General features: G+C 74.0%; 15 protein-coding genes. 5 read left to right on the forward strand and 10 right to left on the reverse strand.

Annotation, left to right across the window (positions count from 1 at the left end):
- Positions 1 to 8 precede the first annotated feature (8 nt).
- From KF840_01900 to KF840_01915, 4 genes are all read right to left on the reverse strand, one after another.
- Positions 9 to 1,361, reverse strand: coding sequence for a DUF1552 domain-containing protein (locus tag KF840_01900; protein ID MBX3023642.1), 1,353 nt, complete (start codon positions 1,359 to 1,361; stop codon positions 9 to 11).
- Positions 1,358 to 3,709 carry a DUF1588 domain-containing protein gene (locus KF840_01905; GenBank protein MBX3023643.1) on the reverse strand — a complete coding sequence of 784 codons (2,352 nt, stop codon included), beginning with the start codon at positions 3,707 to 3,709 and terminating at the stop codon, positions 1,358 to 1,360. Before KF840_01905 ends, KF840_01900 begins: the two co-directional genes overlap by 4 nt.
- Positions 3,709 to 5,970 (reverse strand): hypothetical protein, encoded by a 2,262-nt coding sequence (locus KF840_01910; GenBank protein ID MBX3023644.1) that lies wholly within the window; start codon positions 5,968 to 5,970, stop codon positions 3,709 to 3,711. Before KF840_01910 ends, KF840_01905 begins: the two co-directional genes overlap by 1 nt.
- Positions 5,971 to 6,049: 79 nt before the next feature.
- A complete protein-coding gene (locus KF840_01915) occupies positions 6,050 to 7,492 on the reverse strand; it encodes a HAMP domain-containing protein (GenBank protein ID MBX3023645.1) in 1,443 nt (480 codons plus the stop codon).
- 397 nt (positions 7,493 to 7,889) lie between these two features.
- Between KF840_01915 and KF840_01920 the strand changes: the two genes are divergently transcribed.
- Complete coding sequence (locus KF840_01920) at positions 7,890 to 8,861, forward strand: hypothetical protein (protein ID MBX3023646.1); 972 nt, start codon at positions 7,890 to 7,892, stop codon at positions 8,859 to 8,861.
- Between the two features lie 368 nt (positions 8,862 to 9,229).
- Here KF840_01920 and KF840_01925 read toward each other — a convergent pair whose 3' ends face one another.
- Positions 9,230 to 10,414: a cation:proton antiporter gene (locus KF840_01925; protein ID MBX3023647.1), complete on the reverse strand. Its 1,185-nt coding sequence runs from the start codon at positions 10,412 to 10,414 to the stop codon at positions 9,230 to 9,232.
- A 380-nt stretch (positions 10,415 to 10,794) separates the two neighbouring features.
- Here KF840_01925 and KF840_01930 point away from each other — a divergent pair, with 380 nt between their 5' ends.
- Both KF840_01930 and KF840_01935 read left to right on the forward strand, forming a co-directional pair.
- Complete coding sequence (locus tag KF840_01930; protein ID MBX3023648.1) at positions 10,795 to 11,040, forward strand: hypothetical protein; 246 nt, start codon at positions 10,795 to 10,797, stop codon at positions 11,038 to 11,040.
- Positions 11,041 to 11,097: 57 nt separating this feature from the next.
- On the forward strand, positions 11,098 to 11,892 hold the full coding sequence (locus tag KF840_01935) for a hypothetical protein (protein ID MBX3023649.1): 795 nt from the start codon (positions 11,098 to 11,100) through the stop codon (positions 11,890 to 11,892).
- Here the strand turns inward: KF840_01935 and KF840_01940 are convergent.
- Together KF840_01940 and KF840_01945 are read right to left on the reverse strand one after the other, a co-directional pair.
- Positions 11,868 to 13,358, reverse strand: coding sequence for a YdiU family protein (locus KF840_01940; GenBank protein MBX3023650.1), 1,491 nt, complete (start codon positions 13,356 to 13,358; stop codon positions 11,868 to 11,870). The two genes, KF840_01935 and KF840_01940, sit on opposite strands and share 25 nt — an antisense overlap.
- Before the next feature lie 130 nt (positions 13,359 to 13,488).
- Positions 13,489 to 14,304, reverse strand: a complete 816-nt coding sequence (locus tag KF840_01945; GenBank protein MBX3023651.1) for an enoyl-CoA hydratase/isomerase family protein — start codon at positions 14,302 to 14,304, stop codon at positions 13,489 to 13,491.
- Positions 14,305 to 14,627: 323 nt separating this feature from the next.
- Here KF840_01945 and KF840_01950 point away from each other — a divergent pair, with 323 nt between their 5' ends.
- Positions 14,628 to 15,497: an SDR family oxidoreductase gene (locus KF840_01950; GenBank protein ID MBX3023652.1), complete on the forward strand. Its 870-nt coding sequence runs from the start codon at positions 14,628 to 14,630 to the stop codon at positions 15,495 to 15,497.
- A gap of 9 nt (positions 15,498 to 15,506) precedes the next feature.
- On the opposite strand, the gene KF840_01955 is transcribed toward KF840_01950, so the two are convergent.
- From KF840_01955 to KF840_01965, 3 genes are all read right to left on the reverse strand, one after another.
- The gene (locus KF840_01955; GenBank protein ID MBX3023653.1) at positions 15,507 to 17,702 is read right to left on the reverse strand and encodes a sulfatase-like hydrolase/transferase; all 2,196 of its coding nucleotides are present in this window, start codon (positions 17,700 to 17,702) and stop codon (positions 15,507 to 15,509) included.
- Positions 17,703 to 17,842: 140 nt separating this feature from the next.
- Complete coding sequence (locus tag KF840_01960) at positions 17,843 to 18,220, reverse strand: hypothetical protein (protein ID MBX3023654.1); 378 nt, start codon at positions 18,218 to 18,220, stop codon at positions 17,843 to 17,845.
- Positions 18,221 to 18,280: 60 nt separating this feature from the next.
- On the reverse strand, positions 18,281 to 19,519 hold the full coding sequence (locus KF840_01965; protein MBX3023655.1) for a glycosyltransferase family 1 protein: 1,239 nt from the start codon (positions 19,517 to 19,519) through the stop codon (positions 18,281 to 18,283).
- Positions 19,520 to 19,737: 218 nt separating this feature from the next.
- Between KF840_01965 and KF840_01970 the strand changes: the two genes are divergently transcribed.
- Complete coding sequence (locus KF840_01970; GenBank protein ID MBX3023656.1) at positions 19,738 to 21,465, forward strand: dynamin family protein; 1,728 nt, start codon at positions 19,738 to 19,740, stop codon at positions 21,463 to 21,465.
- Positions 21,466 to 21,826 lie beyond the last annotated feature (361 nt).

The following is a 21,826-nucleotide window of genomic DNA, read 5'->3' on the forward strand; positions in this document are numbered from 1 at the left end:
CGATCGGACTACGCCAGGAGGGCGCTCAGCGGCTGCGACGCCTGCAGCGAACCGGTGCCCCAGGCGCCGACGGTCAGGCCCATCACCTGCTGCACGGTGAGCCCGATGCGGGTCACCGGCTCGCCGTTGCCGCGCACGTGCACGCCGGCGCGCAGGCGGCCGCCGGCGCGGCCGGCGATCATCACCGGCAGGGCCGTCACCTGGTGCGACTTCGCGAACGAGCTCTCGGAGTGGGCGAGCACCAGGCAGTTGTCGAGCAGGCTGCCGGCGCCCTCCGGGGTCGATGCCAGGCGCTGCACGAAGCCGGCCCAGGCGTCCATCGACGCGAGCACGAAGCTGGTCGCCTGCGGCTGGTAGCCGAGCACCGGATCGACCACTTCGTCGTGCGTGTACTGGTGGTGCGCCGTCTCGGCGCCGCTGCGGCGCAGCTCCGAGGTGCCCCAGGAGAAGAGCATGTTGAACACCCGCGTCTGGTCGCACAGCAGCGCGAAGACCAGCAGGTCGGTGAGCATGCGGTGGGTGGCGGTGGTGCGGTCGAGATCGGTGCCGAGCCGCTCGCCGGCGGGCGGACGCGGTCGCCTGCAGGCGGCGAGGTCGGGCGGATCGAGCGACAGCGCGATCTGGTTCTCGAGCTGGCGCAGCGAGGTGAAGTACTGGTCGAGCCGCTGCCGATCGTGGCTGCCGAGGCGGGCTTCGAGGCGCCGCGCGTCCTCGCGCACCAGCGACAGGACGCTCTGCCGCAGCACGGTGCGCGGATCGGGCATCTGGTTGCCGTCGCCGGGGGCGACGAACTCCGGCCCGAAGATGCGCGTGTAGAGCTCGAGCGGCGACACCGTGCTGGCGTTGACGATGCTCTGGCTGGCGCGGCTGTAGCTCTGCCCGGGTACGCCGGTGGCCGCCAGCTCCAGCGAACGGAAGCGGGTGGCGCCGCCGAGCCGGGCCGAGATCAGCACGTCGAGGGTCGGCGCCGGCACCTCCGGTTCGACGCTGGGCACCGACCCCGTGAGGGTGGCCATCACCCCGGTCCAGTGCGGCAGGTTCGGGCGCCCGTCGAGGATCACGTTGAAGCCGCTGAGCACGCTGACGTGCTCGCGCACGTCGGCGATCGCCGTCAGCTCCGGCGGCAGCGCGAAGGCGGCGCCCTCGGCGCTCGGCACCCAGCGATCGGGGTTCATGCCGCAGCCCCAGAACCAGGTGCCGAAGCGCACCGGCAGCGGCGCCCCCTGGGCCAGCGCGGTGCCGTGGTCGTTGAGGAAGCAGTCGAGCAGCGGCAGCCCGAGCGACACCGCCGCGCCGCCCAGCATGCCGCGCAGCAGGGTGCGCCGGGTGATGCCGGCGCGCGACGCGGTGCGTTGGCTCATGGCATCGCTCCCGCCGCGATCCAGCCGCGGATGGCGGCGATCTGATCCTCGCTCAATGGTCCGCCGACCAGCGGCATGCGGGCGCCGTAGGTGGCGCTGGTCGGCTGCGTGAGCTTGACGAGCAGGAAGCTCTGGTCGGGCTCGAACGGCGTGACGCGCGCCCATCCGGCGGCGCGCGCCGCGGCCAGCGTCGGCGCCGCGCCGACCAGATTGTCGTAGGCGGCGCCGGCCTCGAGCACCAGCCCGCCGGAGCGCGCCTGCTGGCTGTGGCAGTAGCGGGTGGCGCAGCTCGGGGTGAGGATCTCGTCCTGGATCTGCGCCAGCGTCGCGCCCGCCGGCGTCGCCGTCGGCACCGCCGGCGAGGGCGTGGCGGTCGGCGCGCCGCCGCCGGTCGGCGGCGCGCCGCGGGTCGCGGTGGGCGTCGCCGCGGGCTCGCCCGGCGTCGGGGTGGCCTCGGCGACGCGCGCGCCGGAGGCGCCGCGGAAGGGAGCGCTGAGGACGATGGCGCGCAGGATGTCGCGCAGCCGGTAGCCCTCGGCATCCAGGCGCGCCTCCAACTCGGCGAGGAACGGCTGGTCGCCGGCGACGAGGTCGCGGCCGACGGCGTAGCGGTACAGGCTCTCGACGAAGCACGGCCCGAGCGCCGGGTGGCGCGCCAGCACCTCGCCGAGGCCGCGCGCGTCGGCGAACGGCTCGCCGTCGAGCTGGCCGGAGGGATCGATGGTCGCGCCGTTCTCGGTCTCGCGGTAGACGCCGATGCCGTCGAGCTGTTCCAGCGCCAGGCCGATGGGGTCCATCAGGCTGTGGCAGCCGGCGCACACCTCGTTGGCCACGTGCACCGTCAGGCGGTCGCGCGCCGTGCGCCGGTTGGGACCGCCCTCCTCGGCGAACTGGGAGAAGTCGATGTCGCCCGGCGGCGGCGGCACGTCCTGGCAGAGCAGCACCTCGCGCACGAACTTGCCGCGCAGCGTCGGCGAGCTGCGGCCGGGGTGGGAGCGCAGCGCCAGCAGGCTGACGTGGGTGAGCAGGCCGGCGCGCGGGCCGTCGGCGGGGAAGTCGTACGGCTCCCAGCCGGCCGCGGCGCGCACCGGCACCTGGTAGACGAGACCGAGCGAGCGGGTCATGAACGCGGCGCGGGTGGTGAACAGCTCGCGGTAGTCGCCGTCGTCGTCCAGGAGGTGCTGCACGATGACCCGCAGCGTCTGCTCGCGCGCGTCGCTGATCATCTGCTGGTTGAAGGCCGGGAAGAGCGCCGGGTCCTTGCGCACCAGGCCCTGCTCGATCTCCTCGAAGCCGTAGAGATCGGAGAACAGCGCCCGCGCGGCGGCGGCGAGCCGCGGCGAGGCGAGCAGGCGGTCCACCTGACGGGCGAGCCCGTCGTCGTCGACCAGCTCGTCGCGCGCCGCGGCGGCGAGCAGCTCCGCGTCCGGCGTCGTGTTCCACAGCAGGTAGCTGAGCCGCGTCGCCATCGTCAGGCTGCCGAGGCGCTGGCGCCCGGGATCGCCGGGATCGGCCTCCGCCTCCTCGACGCGGAAGAGGAACTCCGGCGACAGCAGCAGCGACGCGAGCGCCGGCTCGAGGCCGGCGTAGAAGTCGCCCAGCGCGCTGGCGCCGGCGGCGGCGAGCGCGACGCGCGGCGCGACGTCGTCGTCGGCGAGCGGCCGGCGCAGCAACCGGCCGCCGACGTCGCGGACGAAGGCCGCCGCGCAGGCGTCGTCGGGCCGCGCCGCATCGCCCGGCGCGCACGGCACCAGCCGGTCGCGGTGCGCGGCGTCGAGGGCCTGCTCGGCGACGCCGCGGGCGATGGCGTCGTACTGCTCGAAGCCGGCGCCGGTGACGCTGACGAACGAAGCGCCGACGGCGAGCAGGCCGTCGCGGCGATTGTCGGGCTCGAAGCGACCGGCGACGACCAGATCGTCACCGAGCACGTCGGCGATGCTGGCGCGGTACTGCGCCTCGGTGAGCCGGCGCATGGCGAGCGGTCCCGGCGGTGGGCCCGGCGTCTGGGTCGGCGCCGGGGTGTGGGTCGGCGCCTCGCTGGGCGGCGCGGTCGGCGGCAGGGCGGTGGCGCTGGGCACGGCGGTCGGAATGGCCGTGGCGACCGCGCTCGGCGCCAGGGTGGCGGTCGACACGACGGTCGCGGTGGCGCTCGCCACCGCGGTGCGGGTCGGCGTCGCGTCACCTCCGCCACCGCCGCCGTCGCCGCAGGCGGCGAGCAGGAGCAGCGCGGCGGCGGCGCAGGGGATCGCGCGCCGCGGGGCCGGATCGCGCTGACCACTGACGCGCTTCGCCCCGGCGATGCCAATGGCGGCGGCGGCGCCGCCCTCCGGGTCGGTCTGCCGAACCATCAGCGGGCGACGAAGGCGGGCACCGCGGTGAGGTGATAGCCGGTCGACAGCGAGGTGCAGCGTCCGGTCCCGGCGTCGTAGTCGCCGTCGGCTTCGCTCACCAGCGCGGCGTGGAAGCCGGTGCAGGTGTAGCCGAGGGCGGCGGCGCCGGCCTGCCCGGCCTTGCGGCCGAAGATGTCGTAGAACTCCTCGAGCGGCTGGTAGCCGAAGATCTGCCCGCGCACGCTGCCGTCCGCTTGGCGCGCCAGGCTGATCCAGGCGTGGCGGAAGGTCAGGTCGCCGGCGACGATCTGGATGTTGATCGGCACCCGCACGTCCATCGGGCCGGCGGTGAGGACGCCGTCGCGAACCGAGCCGGCGCCGACCCCGCTGCGATAGCGGGCGTCGGGATGGACGGTCAGGGTGCCGTAGGGCAGCACCGTGCCGGTGGCGCCGATCGGCGGCGCGTCGAGGCTGCCGAACACCTGGACGCGCACCGCGTCGTCCGCCTCCCAACTGTCGAGGCCGCGCACCTCGACGAGGACGGTCATCGATCCGTCGCGCACCGCCTGGCCGACGACGATGTCGGCGATCTCGCCCGCCTGGAAACCGCGAATGCAGCCGACGGCGCGCCAGAGCTGCAGGTCGAAGCCCGGCTCGCCGAGCGGACCGCTGAAGTCGTCGTGCGGACACCGATCGTCGTCCGGCGCGGCGCGGCGCGACACCTTGCCGTCGAGATCGACGCCGTCCAACGTCCCGGGTGCGTCGAAGGTGCGGAAGTCGGGGTCCTGGCTCGCCTCGGGGTCGAGGCAGTCGTCGGCGAGCGGCGGCAGGCCGCGCGTCAGGCGCTCGACCGGGCCGAGATTGAAGCCGCCGGGGCAGGCGCCGGCCTCGAAGGTCGGGACGACCGAGGCGAAGCTGGCGACGACGAAGCCCGCGACGTCGGCCGGGGGATGGCCGGGATCGTCGTCGGCGCGATAGCGCAGGGTGATCGGCGCGAAGGCATCGGCGATGCCGGCGCCGAGACCGACCGCGGGTTCGTCCAGGGCGAGCGCGGCGCGCGCGTGGGCGACGGTGAAGTGCTGCGCCACCCGCCAGAATTCGGCCGGCGCGATGTTCTCCGGCCGGCAGCCGTCGATCGCCTGCGCCAGCAGCGCCGGCGGAATCGGGAAGCCCGCCTCGACCAGCCGCTCGAGGAAGTTGTTGCCGCCCCAGATGATCGCGCACTGGTCGGTGAAGCTGTTGTGGCCGGCCTGGTCGATCGACACGAAGCGCTTGACCGCCGACAGGTCGTCGTAGGCGCTCTCCAGGGCGCCGACGCCGCCGTCCTCGCTGCCGGCCAGCAGCAGGATCGGCTTGCCCGTGACGCCGCTGCTCGCGTTGCCGGTGGCGAAGCCGATCATCGCCTTCACTTCGGGGTGGTCGGACAACGCGAACGCGGCGCGGCCGCCGGCGGAATGGCCGGCGGTGATGATCCGGCTGGCGTCGACGCCGCCGGCCAGCGGCGAGCCGGCATCGGCGCTGGCCGCCGCCAGGCGGCTCACCGCGGCCAGCGCGACCTCGCCCGGATCGCGGTTGGTGCCGGGCGGCAGCAGCCCGACCTGGGCGAGCAGGCCCCACTCGAGATGGTCGAGCGAGGCGACGACGAAGCCGTGCGAGGCGACGCCGGTGAGGAACCCCGAGTACGCCTGGCGGAAGCCGCCGGCGCCATGGCTGAAGGTGAGGATCGGGAACGGCCCGGCGTGGCTGATCGGCAGGTCGCGGTAGGCGTCCATCGGCACGACGATGTTGAGGTCGGGCGGCAGGAGCGCCTGGATCGCCGCGGGCAGGACGGTGAACGAGGCGTAGCTCGCCGGCTCGGCGCCGGCTTCGCTGCCCGGATCGAGCGGGTACCAGACCTCGATGTCACGATCGCCGATGTTGAGCGTCGTCACCCCGACCGGATACGGGCCGCGCTCGGCATAGGCCGCCCGGGCGCCCGGATCGGGCGTCGCGCTCGCCGTCGCCGACGGCGTCGCGGTCTCGCTCGGCGTGGCGGTGGCGCTCGGCGCCGCCGTGGCGGTCGGCGACGGCGTGCTGCTGCGCGTCGCGGTCGGCGGCGCGGTGGCGCTGGCGATCGCCGTCGCGGTGGCGGTCGGCGCGCTGGTCGCCGTGCCGGTCGGCGCGCTGGTCGCGGTCGCGGTCGGGCGCGGCGCGCCGTCGCCGTTGCCGGCACAGCCCGTCAGCGCGACCAGTGCCACGGCCAGCGCCAGTCCCACCAGGCCTGCTGCCCGATCCCCCACGGCACCGTCAGACCACGATCGCCGCGAGATTGGCAAGCGCGACCCGCGTCGCGCCGGTGCCGGCGCGGCGAGCCGGCAATCAGATCGAATGCACGACGACCGTGTGCACGCGACCGCGGATCGGCTGTTCCCCGCGCGGCACGGCCTGGCACCGCAACGCGTCGGGCAGGCGGATCAGGGTGTCTTCGGTCATGAGGGTGTCGGTGCCGAGCGTCTTGTTCAGCTCCTCGACCCGGGCCGTGACGTTCACCGAATCCCCGATCACCGAGTACTGCTCACGGCGCGGCGTGCCGATGTTGCCGGCGATCACCGCTCCGGTGTGGATGCCGATCCGCATCCGCAGATGCGCCGCCCCCTGCCCGTGCCAGAGCTTGGTCTCCAGTTGTTCCCAGTGGCGGTTCGCCTCCGCCAGCCGGGCCTGCATCTCGATCGCGCAGCGCACCGCCCACTCGGCATGGTCGGGCAGCGCATCGGGCGCGCCGAAGACGCACAACAGGCCGTCGCCGGTGAACTCGATCATGCACCCGTGGTGGCGGTCGATGATCTCGCCCATCAGCTCGAAGTAGGTGTTCAGCAGCGTCACCACCTCGGCCGGCGCCATCTGCTCGCTCAGCGTCGAGTATCCCGACAGGTCGGTGAGGAGCATGGTCACGATGCGCTCCTCGCCGCCGAGCGCGGCCCCCTCCTCCGACGCCAACACCCGCCGCGCGACGTCCTCGGAGACGAAGCGTCCGAAGGTCGCGCGGATCAGCTCGCGCTCGCCCAAGCCGGCGGCCATCTGGTCGAGATGCCGACCGAGAATCCCGAATTCGTCGTTGCGTTGCAGGCGGACGCGCGTCTCGAGCCGGCCGGCCGCGATCTCCGTCGTCGCCTCGGTGATGTGGCCGAGCGGCTTGCGCACGTTGCGCCCGACGAACCAGCCGAGCACCGAGATGCTCAACGCGGCGACTCCGAAGACGCCGAGCGTGAGCATGCGCACCTCGAGCTTCAGTTGCCGCACGTCGGCCGCCGAGACGTCGACGCCGACGACCGCGATCGCCTGGCCCGTGGCGTCGCGGATCGGTGCGTAGCCGGACAGCACGGTGCCCCAGCGGTCGGTGGTGAAGCGGTCCGCGACCGTCGGTTGCCGGAAGCCGGCGTCGATCGACGGCGCCTGCCGCTGATCGTATTCCTCGCCGACCATCGCCGGCGAGGTGCGGCCCGGCGCCACGAAGTCGGCCGCGAAGGCCAGCACGTTCGCCTGCTCGGTCGGGCGCAGCACGTAGATGCTCACGAACTGCGGCTCGTCCGCCGCCACCTCGCGAAACAGCGCGATCAACTCGCGGTACTCCGGCTTGTCGCGGTCCGCCGCGACGTTGAGCGCCTGCACGGCCTCCGGGCGGATCTGGTGCGACAGGGTCACCGCGGCGGTGCGCAAGCGGCTCTGCAGCGCCCGCACCTGATGTCGCACCCCGACCTGGTAGAACGCGATGCCCATGAGCAGGAGCACGAACAGCACGAGGCCGCCGAACAGGCCCGACATGCGAACGTGGAACCGCCGCCAGAAGGCGAGCTCGTGGACGCCACCCAGTGGAGAGGCCGACGGTGGCAGCGGGCGCGGTTGAGGTGGAGTGTCCAACGCGGCTCTGGTCCGGCAGGGGGCGCAAGGCGGATAGTCCGGGAGGCCCGCGGCGGTCAAGACGCCGCACCGCCTCGGCGTTTGAACAATGGTTGCCTTGCCCAAGAATTCGCCGCTCGCGCGAGGCAGCCCCAGGTTGTTAGGTTGTTAGGTTGCTAGGTTGTTAGTTGTTAGGCCTGAACGGCCTCTGAGACTAACAACCTAACAACTAACAACCTAGCAACCTCTATTGGGCAAAGCCAACAATGGTGTCTTCCTCTGGCCGGGGCGCCCGCGGCATCGCCGTGATAGGCGGAATCCGATGAGCCAGCCGGGTGATCCGCTGTGGGTCGTCACGTCCTATTTCAATCCGGCGCGGTCGCCGACCCGACGGGAGAACTTCCGCCTCTTCCGGCGACACCTCGACGCGCCGCTGCTGGTGGTCGAGTTGGCGCCGGCCGGGCAACACCAGTTGCACCGCGGCGATGCCGACGTCGTCGTCTCGCTCGCCGGCGACGATCGCCTCTGGCAGAAGGAGCGGCTGCTCAACCTCGGCATCGCCGCCCTGCCGCGACACGTCCGCCACGTCGCATGGATCGATTGCGACGTCGTGCTCGAGCGCGCCGACTGGCCAGGCGCGGCCGCCGCGCACCTGGCCGAGCGCGGCGGCCTGCTGCAGTTGTTCACGCGGGCGATCCACCCGACACGCGACGGGTCGCGCCGCTTCGCCGGCGAGCGATCGCCGGCCGGTCTCACCCCCGTGCTCAGCGAGGAATCGATCGGCGCCGCCGCGCGGGCCGGCCGCGCCGTGCCGGCATTCCGGCGCTGCCTGGACCCCGCCCAACGGCGCGCCAACGGCGACGTCTGCGCGCTGGGAATGGCGTGGGCCGCGGCGCGGTCGGTGGTCGAGCGCTGCGGCCTGTACGACGGCGCGATCGTCGGCAGCGGCGACGCGCTCCTCGTCGCCGCTGCGCTGGCGCAGGACGACGAGGCGCTCCTCGGCCGCATCCTCAATCGCTCGCAGCGCCGCCACTTCCTGCTCTGGGCGCAGCAGGCCCGGCTGTCCGGGTTGTTCCACCACCTCGACGCCCTGCCGCAGGCGGCCGTGCATCTCTGGCACGGCGACCTGCGCGATCGGGGCTATGGACGGCGGCACCAGATCACCGCGGCGTTCGGCTTCGACCCGGCCGTCGACCTGCAAGCGACGCCGAACGGCCCCTGGCGCTGGTCGGTTCCCGACTCCCCCCTGGCCCGCGCCGTCGCGGCGTACCTCCAATCCCGGCGCGAGCAGTAGCTCCGATCCGCCCCTCGCCGGCACCCGCCCCGGCGAGAGGCGGGCCGCGAGAAGCCCGCCCACCGAGGCGGCGTGCCGCCGACGCGCGCCGCCACCCAACGGCGTGGCAGCCGGCCGCCGTCTGCTCACACCCCCGCACGGGCAGGGTCGTGTCAGGCACCAGCAGCGACGTGCTGTCGTCGAGATCGAGGAACACCACGTTGCGGCTCAGCCAGAGGAACTCGGCATCGCCGAAGAAGCGCAGGCCGGTCGCATAGCCGCCGGCGCGCGTCACCAGCCGGCGGAACACCAGGGCCTGCGCCACATGGCGCTGCGACACGGCTATCGGGTCGGCCGTTGAAACGCCGGCGCCGTGACGCGAGGCGGCGCTACCGCTCGCGCGCGGCGTGCCACGCGATCCCCGGCCCGGCGCTCAGGCCGTGGACGAAGATGCTGAGCAGGACGGTGACGATGACGGCGGTGCGGATCGTCGCCTCCGCCGGCAGGCGCAGCTCCTGCTCGATGTAGACCAGGCCGAGGACGATCGACGCCAGGCCGCGCGGCCCGAACCACCCCATGAAGGCGATGCTCGGCCCGCCGAGGCCGGCGCCGGCGAGCGCCAGCCAGACCGGCAGCATGCGCACCAGGGTGAGACTGAGGACGGCGTAGAGCCAGAACGGCGCGCCGACCTGCATCCAGTCGCGCGCCGCGACGACGCCGAAGAGAAAGAACACGGCGAGGTTGAGCACCTGCCCCCACTCCTCGGCGAAGTCGACGCTGTGCCGCCCGGCGTCGGGAAAGGCCCACTGCACCGCCAGCCCGGCGACGAAGGCGGCGATGAACATGCTGGCGCCGCTCGCCTCGGAGGCGATGAGGCAGAAGAGCGGGATGGCCACCACGGCGATCTGCCGGAAGGACGCGGCGATCCACTCGCGCCGCGCCGCGACGCCGAGCAGCCAGCCGGCGAGGAGCCCGACGCCCAGGCCGACCAGGATGCCGAAGCCGAGCTGCTCGACCATGAACTGCGTCAGGCTGGCGCCGCGGCCTTCGATCGGCGCCGCCGCGAGCGCCATGCAGAAGAGGAGGAAGGGCACCGACAGGCCGTCGTTCAGCCCGGCTTCGACGGTGAGCGCCTCGCGGATGCGCGCCGGCACGCGCGGGCTGGTGACGATGACCTGGCCCAGTCCGGCGTCGGTGGGGGCGAGGATCGCGCCGAGGATGCCGCACTCCCAGGGCGGCAGGCCGAGCACGAGGTGCGCGGCGACGGCGCCGAGCAGGATCGTCGGCAGCATGCCGATGGCGAGCAGGCGCGCCGACAGGCTGCCGGCGGCGCGCAGCGCCCGCAGGTCGGTGCGGTTGGCGTCGGTGAACAGCAGCAGCACCAGGCCGACCTCGGCCAGGTGCAGGAACACCGTCGGCGTCATGCCCGCCTGCACGATCATCGGTCGCAAGGACGTCAGCAGCATGCCGGCGGCGGTGAACACCATCGGCGCCGTGACGTTCCACCGCGCCAGGCGCCGCGACCCGGCGCTGTAGGCGAAGAAGAGAAGGACGAGTGCGGTGAGCAGGATCACGGGATGGAGACTGGGGCGCTTGATGTGACGAAACCATGTCACCACGGAGGCACGGAGACACGGAGCAACCTGGACACGAAGGGGTTCGGCGGCGAGATCCCCAACGCCATCAGCAATGGCCCTAGGGATCGCACCGACCCGCCATTCCGACGCTGCACCCTCCGTGTCTCCGTGCCTCCGTGGTGAAGGTGTCGTGTCGTATCGAGGCTCTAGCCGTCCTGGCCACGGCGGAGAAGAGGGTCGCCGTCATCAACTGTCATCGCGGCGCAGCGGCGCTGTCACCTGCGGCGCGTATGGTCCGCGCCAGGCCCGAACACGAGCCGCGCCCCACGCCAACCCCCGGCGTCGAGTCCGCATCCCTGCGGATGGGGGTGCGGCTCGTGGCGGGTCGAAGCACGGCGCGCATGACCGACCCGGCGATCGTCCTGCAGAGCGGGATCATCGGCATGATCACCGCGGCGGTGGTGATCGCCGGCCGCGACGCCTGCGCCAGGGCGGTGTGGGCACGGTGCCGCCTGGCGCCGCGCTGGCTGCCCGTGTTGGCCGGGGCCGTGACCGGGTCCGGCCTGGCGATGCTGATCGCCGCCGCATGGGTGGTGCACGGCGTGATCGCGCCGCCGCGCTGAGGCGGACCGCCGCCCCGCGCCGTGGCCATCCCGCCGGCCGTGGTGTACGAGCCCGGCATGTGGCGACGCGCGGATCGACGTCTCCTCCCGCGGCTGGCCGGGGCGCTGCTGTGCGCGCTCGCCGCGACCCTGCCACCGGGCGCCTCGCGCGCCGCGGTCGTCTTCGTGAACCTCGGCACGGCGGCGCCGCCGTCGACGCTGGGACCGTTCGCGGTCACGCCCTACGACCAGGGTCCGCAGGCCGCGATCCCGAACATGAGCAACACGTCGGTGATCCCCGGCTCGCCGATTCCGCCCGACACCACCACCAGCTTCGCGGTGCAGAAGCGCACGGTCGGCGACGGCTGGACGTCGTGGAGCCACGGCTACGGCGGCCCCGTCTTCTACACCGTGCCCAAGGTGCCGCCGCTGGCGCTGACCATCGCGCCGGCCCGCGCCTTCTACGTCTACGTCGAGCCGGCCGCGTTCGGATCGCCGTTCGCCGTCACCGTCGCCACCAACGGCGGCGGCGCGTCCGGTCCGGTGTTCGTCGACGCGGCCGGCGGCGCGACGGGGTTCGGCTTCTACACGACGGCCGGCGAGTCGATCACGACGGTGACCATCGACGCCGACCCGAATGCCGGCGGCTTCGCCTTCGCCGAGCTCGGGCTCGGCAACTACGGCATCGGCACGCCGTCGCCGACGCCGACCCCGCGCCCGCCGCTCCACCCCGGTGGCGGCTGCTCGCTGCTGGAGCGGCCGCGCCCGTCGCTGGCCTGGTGGACGGCGGTGGCCGCGATCGCGCTCTGGGGCCTGCGGCGAAGCCGCCGCGCGCGAACGCCGCGGCCTCAGGTGCCGCAGAAGGTGCGATAGCGAGCGGTGACCTCGCGCGGCGCCGGCTCGCTCCAGCGCTCCCAGCCCGGGCGCTCCGCGAAGGGGTGCGTGACGACCTCGAGCAGGCGCTCGAACGGCCCCAGGTCGCCCTGCGCCGAGGCGGCGGCGAGCGCCTCCTCGACGCGCTGATTGCGCGGGACATAGAGCGGGTTGACGCGCTGCATGGCGGCCCGCCGATCCGCTCCCGTTCGCCCGTCGCGCGTCGCGCGCCGCCGCCAGCGTTCGAGCCAGGACGCCGGCGCCGCCGGATCGGGGAACAGCGCCGCGAGCGGCGCCTCGTCGCCGGCGGCGGCGTCGCCGAGCCGTCGCCACGCCAGGGTGAAGTCGACCGCATGTGCCGCCAGGAGCGCCAGCCAGTCGGCGGCGAGTGCCGCGTCGCCGTCGTCGGCATCCGCCAGCCCGAGCTTGGCGCGGGCGCCGGCCAGCCACCGCGCGCCATGGTCCGCCGGGAAGGCGTCGATCACCTCGCTGGCGCGGGCGATGGCGCGTTCGCTCGACCCGGGATCGATCAGCGGCAGCAGGGTCTCGGCCAGGCGCGCCAGGTTCCAGCGCGCGATCGCCGGCTGGTTGCCGTAGGCGTAGCGGCCGTGCGCGTCGATGGAGCTGAAGACCGTCGCCGGGTCGTACGCCTCCATGAAGGCGCAGGGACCGTAATCGATGGTCTCGCCGGACACCGTCATGTTGTCGGTGTTCATGACGCCGTGGATGAAGCCGACCAGCATCCACTGCGCGACCAGCGCCGCCTGCCGCGCCGCCACCCGGCGCAGCAGGCCGAGGTAGCGATCGGGATCGCCGGCGAGGTCGGGATCGTGGCGGGCGATGACGTAATCCGCCAGGGCCCGCACCGTGTCGTGGCGCTGCCGGGCGGCGAAGAACTGGAAGGTGCCGACGCGCACGTGGCTGGCCGCGACGCGGGTCAGCAGCGCGCCGGGCAGCGGCTGCTCGCGCCACACCACCTCGCCGCTGCGCACCGCCGCCAGCGCCCGGGTGGTCGGAATGCCGAGCGCGTGCATCGCCTCGCCGATCAGGTACTCGCGCAGCACCGGTCCGACCGCCGCCTTGCCGTCGCCCTGGCGCGAGAACGGCGTCCGGCCGGAGCCCTTGAGGGCGATGTCGCGCCGCCGGCCGTGGCGATCGATGACCTCGCCGAGCAGCACCGCGCGGCCGTCGCCGAGCTGCGGCACGAAGCCGCCGAACTGGTGGCCCGCGTAGGCCTGCGCGATCGGCATCGCGCCGGCGGGCAGGACGTTGCCGGCGAACACCGCGGCGCCGAGGTCCGGATCGAGCGCGGCGACGTCGAGGCCGAGCTCCGCCGCCAGCGCGTCGTTGAGGCGCAGCAGCGCCGGCGCCGGCACCGACGCCGGCGTCACCGGCGCGTAGCAGCCCGCCAGCTCGCGGGCGTACGTGTTGTCGAAGCGGAACAGCTCGGGGGCGGTGGCGCTCATCGGCGGCGGCACGCGCCGCGGCGGCGGCGCGCGGGCGACGATTCCACGCCCCGGCGGCCCCGGCAAGCCGCCCGGCGCGCGGCCGCGTCGCGGCGGCGCGGGCGGCGGTCGCAGGCCACCGGCCGCCGGGTCACTTGCCCTCGAAGCGCGGCGTCCGTTTCTCCCGCCCGGCGGCGAAGCCCTCGACGAGGTCCTCCGAGACGAAGCCGACCGCGGCGTTGAGCGCCTCGAAGCGCAGCGCCTCGTCGAGCCCGCGATCGGCGAACAGGTCGATGGTGCGCTTGGTCGCCTGCACGGCCAGCGGCGCGGCGGCGGCGATCTCGCCGGCCAGCGCGTGCGCCGCGGCGAAGAGCGCGTCGGGCGGGTGGACCTCCTGCACGAGACCCAGCCGGTGGGCGAGCGCGGCGTCGAAGCGGCGGCCGGTGAGCGTCATCCACTTCGCCCACGACGGGCCGACCTCCTGCGCCAGTCGCAGGTCGAGGCCGCAGTCGATGGCGACGCCGATGCGCACCTCGGGACAGCCGAACACCGTGCCCTCGGCGGCCAGGCGGAAGTCGCCGAGCATGGCGATCTCGAACCCGGCGCCCAGGCAGTGCCCGTGCAGCGCCACGATGATCGGCTGCGGAATCGCCTCGATGCCCTGGGTGCGGCGGTGCGAGCCGCGGTAGCGGTGGTAGTAGCCCAGCACCTTCTCCGCCGGCGAGCGGCCGACGATGCGCTCGCGCACGTCGGGCTTGAGGTCGATGCCGGCGCAGAACGAGCGCCCGGCGCCGCGCAGCACGACGACCCGCACCTCGCGGTCGGCGGCGACCGCTTCCATGCGCTGGCTCAGCGCCATGCCCATCTCCCAGCTCCAGGCGTTCAGGCGCTCGGGACGGTTGAGCGTCACCGTCGCGATCGGACCGTCGCGCTCCAGCAGCACCGCATCGGCGAAGTCGTCGGCCATCGAGGCATCCTCCCTTTGGCGCGGCATCTAGTGCACCGTCGTCGAGATAGGCTCAAGCACCTTCACCACGGAGGCACGGAGACACGGAGGGTGCAGCGTGGGAATGGCGGGTGGGTGCGATCACGATGGCCATTGCTGATGGCGTTGGGATCTCGCCCCCGAACCCTCTCTTGTCCAGGTTCCTCCGTGTCTCCGTGCCTCCGTGGTGAGCTTATTTCTGCCACATCGAGGCTAGTGCGCCGCGCCGGCGGCGGACAAGCCGCGCGGCGCGCGCGGCGCCGCGCCCGTTGACCGCCATGCCCGCGGATGCGACATGGGCGCCGATGTCGTTGCCCGAACCGCCGCCGCTCGGCACCGCGATGCTGCCGGCCGGGACCTTTGCCGGCGAGGTCGTGCTGGTCACTGGCGGCGGCACCGGCCTCGGCAAGGCGATGGCGGTGGAGTTCGCGCGCCTCGGCGCGGCGGTGGCGATCGCCAGCCGCGACGACGCGCACCGGGCGCGCGGCATTGCCGCCGTCGAAGGCGTCGGCGGACGCGCCGCCGGCGTGGCGATGGACGTGCGCCAGCCGGAATCGGTCGCCGCCGCCTTCGACGCCGCCGAGGCGGCGCTCGGCCCGGTCGGCGTGCTGATCAACAACGCCGCCGGCAACTTCCCGGTGGCGGCGATCGACCTCAGCCCCAACGGCTGGCGCGCGGTGGTGGACATCGTGCTCAACGGCACTTTCATCTGCGGGCGCGAATTCGCGGCCCGCCGCATCGCCCGCGGCGCGGCGGGCGCGATCCTCAACATCGGCGCCACCTATGCCTGGACCGGCGGGCCGGGCGCCGCGCACTCGGCGGCGGCCAAGGCCGGGGTGGACAACCTGACCATGACCCTGGCGGTCGAGTGGGCGGAGCACGGCATCCGCGTCAACACGCTGGCGCCCGGCATGTTCCCGCACGAGGACATGGCGGCGCACATGACCGCCAACCGGCCCGAAGGCTACGCCGAGGCCGGCCGCACGATCCCCGCCGGCCGCGTCGGCCGCCTGCACGAGCTCGGCTGGGCGGCGACCTACCTGTGCTCACCGTTCGCCAGCTACGTCAGCGGCCACACCTTCGTCATCGACGGCGCCAACTGGCAGCGCCGCGGCCTGAAGATGCCGGCCGTGGTGCCGATCCGCGAGCAGCTCCCGAAGCGGCCGCCGCGTTGAACGGACGGGCTACGGCAGCAACTCGCGCAGGCGCGCCGCGAGGCGCAGCCGCTCGCCGAGATAGCCGGGATCGTCGGCGCGGTTCTGCAACTGGTCGGGATCGGCGGCGAGATCGTACAGCTCGACCTCGCCGCTGGCGTGCTCGACGTAGGTGTACTGGTTGGCGACGTCGCGCACGCCGAAGAAATCGCCCAGCGGGTAGTCCGGCGCGAAGGCCCCGGCCTGGTCGAGCTCCTCGCGCCATTGCACCATGAGATAGCCGGGCGCGGTGTCGGTGATGACCAGGCGCTGCCCCGCCGGATCGAGCCCGTACGTCGTCCCCGCCACGGCCGCCTGCACCGCCGCGCCGAGGTTGGCGTAGGTCGTCGTCGCGTCGGGTCCGATCGGCACCGCGATCGCTCCGGGGCCGATGCCGTCGCCGGCATCGAATTCGAACACCTGCGCGGCGCGCGGCGGCAGCGGCGGGCCGGACAGCAGGCGGAGGCGATCGCCGTCGCGCGGCTGGTCGCTCCAGGTGAGCCCGTTGGTGCGCCCTCCGGCCCAGTGTTCGAGCAGGAAGTCGTCGCGCCAGGCCGGCGGCGGCGCGCCGGTCAGCCAGCCGGTGAACGCCGCGCCGTCGATCGCCGGCGCGCTCACCCCCGCCAGGTCGGCGATGGTCGCCGGCAGGTCGATGTTCAGCACCGTCGCCGACACCTCCGCCGGCGTGGTCGACACCCGCCGCGGGTAGCGCACGACCAGCGGCACCCGCAGCGCCTCCTCGTACGGCGACTGCTTGCCCTGGCTGAACATCCCGTGCTCGCCCCAGGTGACGCCGTTGTCGCTGGTCAGGATCACCAGCGTGTCGTCGCCGACGCCGAGGGCCTCGAGCTGGTCGAGCAGCAGGCCGAGCTGTTCGTCGACCGCGAGCAGCGATTCATAGGCGCGGCGGCGCATTCGATCGGTGAGCAGCACCGTGGCCGGGCTGGGCGACGGCAGGGCCTGCAGCCAGAGCGGCTTGTCGCTCAGGTCGGACTCGTTGTAGCTCGCCGGTCGCCACGGCGGCAGCGCGAGAAACGCGTCGAGATGGCGCTGCGCCGGCTTGGGCACCAGCCCCGGCGTGTCGGCGTGCGACGCGTAGGGATTGAAGACGACGAAGAAGTTCTTGCCCGCGCGCACCGTCTCGCCGACGAAGGTCTGGATCTCGCCCGCCAGCAGGTCGGTCGAGTACTGCGCGTCGGTGGCGTGGTCCGCGTAGGTGGTCGTGGCGCCGCGCTCGTCCACCAACGTGTACGTCGCGCCGTTGATGCCGCCGTAGTGCTCGCCGCCGCCCATCGCGCGCCAGCGATCCCAGCCCGGCGGCACGTAATACGCGCCGCCCGGACCGGCCGTCGCCTCGCTGCCGCCGTAGGAGTTGAGGTACTTGCCGAACAGCCCGGCGCGGTAGCCGGCGGCGCGCAGCCAGGTCGCGATGGTCTGGCGATCGCCGCCGCTGCGGCGGAAGAACGGCGCGCCGCCGATCGGCAGGACGAGGGTGCGCGTCCCGTGGTTGACCGCGTAGCGGCCGGTGAGGAACGACGCCCGGCTCGGGCAGCAGAGGGCGTTGGGCACGAAGGCGTTGCGGAAGCGCACCCCCTCGCCGGCGAGGCGCGAGAGCAGCACCGGCATGCGATCGATGCCGTCGGCTCGCGTGTCGTCGAGATCGATGACCAGCACGTTCGGGCGCGGCGGCGGACACGGCGTCGTCCCCCTGGCGGCGATGATCCGCTGGGCGCGGTTGCGGCGGAAGGTGCCGAAGCGGCCGCAGGCCCGCTCCGCCCCCACCTGCAGGGCGACGTCCAGAAACGACACCGGGCCGGGGATCTCGGCCGCCGGCGGGCCCGCCAATTGGATCTCCAGGCTGTCCGGCCGCAGGACGATGCGGCGCACGCCGCCGCCCCCCGCCGGGTCCTCGTAGGCGAAGCCGTCGCTGATCGCGCGCCAGTTGGCGCACGCCAGTGGCGCCACCCGATAGTCGCCGACGCCGATGCCGATGCGCAGCCCGGAGCGCGCCGGACAGCGCGGATCGCCGAGGCTCGCGAGGCCGGCGTCGCCGCGGAACGTGAACGACGCGGCGGCGCCGGCGCCGCTGCGCCGCACGCGGGCGACCCGCCCGCCGTGCAGCGGGATCTCGGCCGCCGAGAGCGCCGGCGCCCATGTCGACCCGAACGCGAGCGCGGCCAGCAGCACCCCCCACGCGGACCACCCGCGGCGAACGTGCCCCCGGTCCCCCCGTCGAGCCATGCACGCCAGCTCTAATTTCGCGCCCGCGAGAATGTCAATTGGCGCGACGCGCCGGCGAACGGTCGAGCCCCCGACCGCCGGCCGGCTCAGGAGGCGCGTCGCCGGCGCAGCATCTGCCAGACGCCGATCGCCGCCAGCAGCGCCGCGGCGCTGGTCAGGCCCGTCGCGTCGAGCGCCGGCGCGCCGGCCGGGGCCGCCGCCTGGCACGCCGCGACGTCGGCGCACGTGCCGTCCATCGTCGTGGTGGGGGTCGAGCTGGGGCAGTTTCCGGCGCAGAAGTCGCCGCAGTTGCCGGGACCGCCGAGGTTGTCGAGGTCCCGGCAGGTCGCCTGCGCGCCGCCCGACGGGCACCCGGCGCAGATGCAGCATCCGGGCACCACCCCGGCCGGCGCGCGCGGCGGCAGCGTCAACAGCGCGATCCCGAGCACCGACATCGCCAGCATCATCCCCAGTCGCGCGCGCATGCGTCCCTCCCGAGCGGCGCCGCCTGTATCAACCGGCGGCGCCAAGAGCAATCGCGGCGCCTACGCCCGACGATCCATCAGCGCGACGATGCGCTGCAGCACCTGCGGGCGCCGCTCCATGACCGCGATCTCCCACTGCCGCGCCTCCGCCAGGCGCTGCCGCAGCGTCTGGCCCTCCGCCTGCACCCGGTCGAGCGCCCGCCGCACGTCGGCCACGCTCGGGAGCTGGCCGATCGCCGGTCCCAGCGGCACCGCCAGGCCGAGCGCCTGGCAGCGCGCGGCGAGCGCCGGCTGATCGCCGAAGAGCGGAAAGGAGATCATCGGCACGCCGTGCATGATCGCTTCGTGGGTCGAGTTCAGGCCGTTGTGGGTGATGAAGACCCCGGCACTGCGCAGGGCCGCGATCTGATCCACGTACTGTTCGACGCGGACGTTGGCGCGGCGCAGCCGCGCTTCGGTTCCCGGCGGAACGAAGGGGCTGCCGAGAGCGATCAGACCGCGCGCCTGCGGATGGGCGGCGATGGCGTCGGCCAGGACCTCGAGCAGGGCCATGGTGTAGTCCGGGAAGGTCATCCAGGCGGCGGTGCCGAGCGCCACGTAGATGCGCAGCGATGCGGCCGCATCGGGGCCGAACGGCGGCGGCGCCGCCGCCGGCGCCGCGCCGCTGCCCGCCGGCCAGTACGAACCGAAGAACGCCAGCGGCTCGAACGGCGCCCGCTCCTCGGGGGCGAGAAACTCCGGCGGCTCCGAACAGATGTTGAGGTCGGCGGCGTCGTCGAAGAAGTAGGAGAAGGGCGAGGCATCGGGAATACCGTGTCGCTGCCGCAGCAGCGCCACCGAGGCGTGGCAGGCGTCGGCGACGCGCACCGCATCGCTGGCCTGCAGGGCGGCGAGCGCCCGCGTCGGCTCGAGATTGTGTCCGGCGCGCATGTTGACGCGCGGGATGGCGAGGTGGAAGGCGACGACCCTGCCGATCACCGCGAAGGTATCGTGCAGGACCAGCGCGGGCCGCAGCGGCGCGACCTCGCGCACGATGTCGTCCGCCCAGTAGCCGGCGAAGCTGACGTTGCGCATCGGCACCGGCAGCGAGGTGCCGTCGGGCACGTCCATGTCGCGGCCGGCGTAGACGTCGACGAAGCGGGCGCCCGTCCGCTCGATCTGCCGCCGCGCCATCGCGTGGGCGAAGAAGTCGACCGACACGCCCATCTCGCACAGCCCGGCGACGACCGGCAGCAGACGATTGATGTGCCCCTGCCCGGGAATGGTGAACGCGACCACGTGACGGCGGCTGGTGCTCATCGGCTTCCCTCTCCGATTCGGCGGATCCTGGCGACGTGGGACGGGACCTCGGCATCACGGCCCGCCGCCACCGGCGACGCGCCGCAGGGTATCGCAACTCCGCGCCATCCTGTCACCGCCGCGGGGCTCTCATCCAGCGGCGGAACGGGATATGGGACTCCATCCGGACCGGAACCGATCGCCGAGCCGGAAACGACGGGGACACGGACGGACAGAGGATGCACCGCGGGCTCGAATCACTGGAGGAGGCGGCGGCACCGGATCGCGGCGGCCCGCCGGCGCCGCTGGTCGGGCTGGCCCGGCTCGCGCGCGAGGCCGGAGCGCCGGAGATCGCCGGCGAGGCGTCGGCGCTGGCCGAGCGGCTGGCCGAGGGCCGCTTCTACGTCGCGTGTCTCGGACAGTTCAAACGCGGCAAGTCGACGTTGCTCAACGCCCTCGTCGGACAGCCGCTGCTGCCCGCGGGCATCGTGCCGATCACCACCGCCGTGACCGTGCTGCGCTGGGGACCGGCGCTGCGGGCGCGCGTCCGGCTCGCGCAGGACTGGCGCGAGATCGCGGTGGGCGAGCTCGCCGCCTACGTCTCCGAGGAACGGAATCCCGCCAATCGCAAGGGCGTGTCGCTGGTGGAGGTGTTCGTGCCGAGCCCCGTTCTGGCGCACGGCCTGTGCCTGGTGGACACGCCGGGAGTCGGCTCGGTGATCCGCGCCAACACCGACGCGACGCGGGCGTTCGTGCCGCAGATCGACGCGGCGCTCGTCGTCATCGGCACCGACCCGCCGCTCTCGGGCGAGGAGCTGGCGCTGGTCGAGGACGCCGCCGCGCAGGTGGACACCCTGCGCTTCGTGTTGAGCAAGGCCGACCGCGCGACCGACGCCGAGCGCGACGAGGCGGTGGCGTTCACCCGGCGCGTGCTGGCGGAGCGGCTGCGGCGGGATCCCGGCCCGGTGCTCCAGGTCAGCGCCCTCGAGCGGCTGCAGGGCGGGCACGCGACCGGCGACTGGGCGGCGCTCGAGGAGACGCTGCGCGCGCTCTCCGGAGCGGTCGACGGCACGCGGCTCGACCAGGCGGCGGCGCGCGGCGTCGAACGCCTGGCGGAGCGCCTGCGACGCGACCTCGACGAGCAACGCCGCGCCCTGGCGCGCCCCGTCATCGAGACCGAGCGCCACGTCGAGGCGCTCGGCGCCTGCGTCGCCGACGGCCGCCGCGCCCTGCACGAGCTCGGCTTCCTCTTCGCCGCCGAGCAGAAGCGCCTGCTCGGACGCTATGACGAGGCGTTGCGCGGGTTCGTCGAACGCGAGCTGCCGGTCGCCGCCGCCGAGCTCGCGGCGGCGCTGCACGCGCGCGCCGGGCGGCGCGGCGCGCTGCGCCGCCAGGCGCTGGAGATCGCCCGCGCGATCGCCGATCGCTCCGTCCACCGCTGGATGGTCGAGACCGAGCCGGTGGCCGAGGCGCTGTACGACGAGGCGGCGCAGCGCTTCGCGGATCTCGCCAACGGGCTGCTGCGTCGCGTGGCGCGCGACGGCGACCTCGCCGGCCTCCCGCCCAGCGTCAGCCCGCCCCCCGGCTTCCGCGGCCAGCGCCGCTTCGTGGCGATCGGCATGATGAAGGCGGCGGCGCGCCGCCCGAGCCGCTGGCTCCTGGACGCGCTGCGCCCGCCCGCGGCGGCGCGGCGGGCGGTCGAACGGGACGCGCACGCCTTCCTCGCCACGCTCATCCGCGGCAACGCCGGGCGGGTCGCGGACGATCTCGACCATCGCATGATCGAGAGCCGCCGCGCGCTCGAGTCCGAGATCCATGCCGCGCTCGAACGGATCACCGCCTCGGCCGCGCGCGCCCTGGAGCGCGGCCGCGCGCAACACGCCGCCGGCCACGACGCCGTCCAGGCGGAGCTGACCCGGCTCGACCGGCTCCGAGAGGCCGTCGAGCGCCTGCGCGCCGCGCCGTGATCCGGTGCGACATCGCAACGCGCGGAGCTGGCTCCGCAGGCCGTCGCCTGAAGGGCTCATCGAGCAGCGGTCCGCGCTCGGCCCACAGGTCGCGGGCTGCCGGTTTTCAGGTGCGCCGGGGACGTGTCCTGACGTGCCTCGCCGTCCCCCGGGGCCGAGCAACCGCGGCCAGTGACCAGCCTCGGTGTCCCTCGCCATGGCGCCGGAGCCACGGCGTTGGTCCGCGGAACGTTGGCAACCGCCGGGCCGTCTCGAACGCTGTGAAGGGAGCTTCACAGCGCGGTGCCCCCGCTTCACGGCGCTGGCCTTGCGACGGCACCCGACTGCAGCGTCGGCGAGCCGTGGGGGCCAGGCACGGACG

The sequence above is a fragment of the bacterium genome (genome assembly GCA_019637795.1).
Lineage (GTDB): Bacteria > Desulfobacterota > Binatia > HRBIN30 > CADEER01 > JAHBUY01.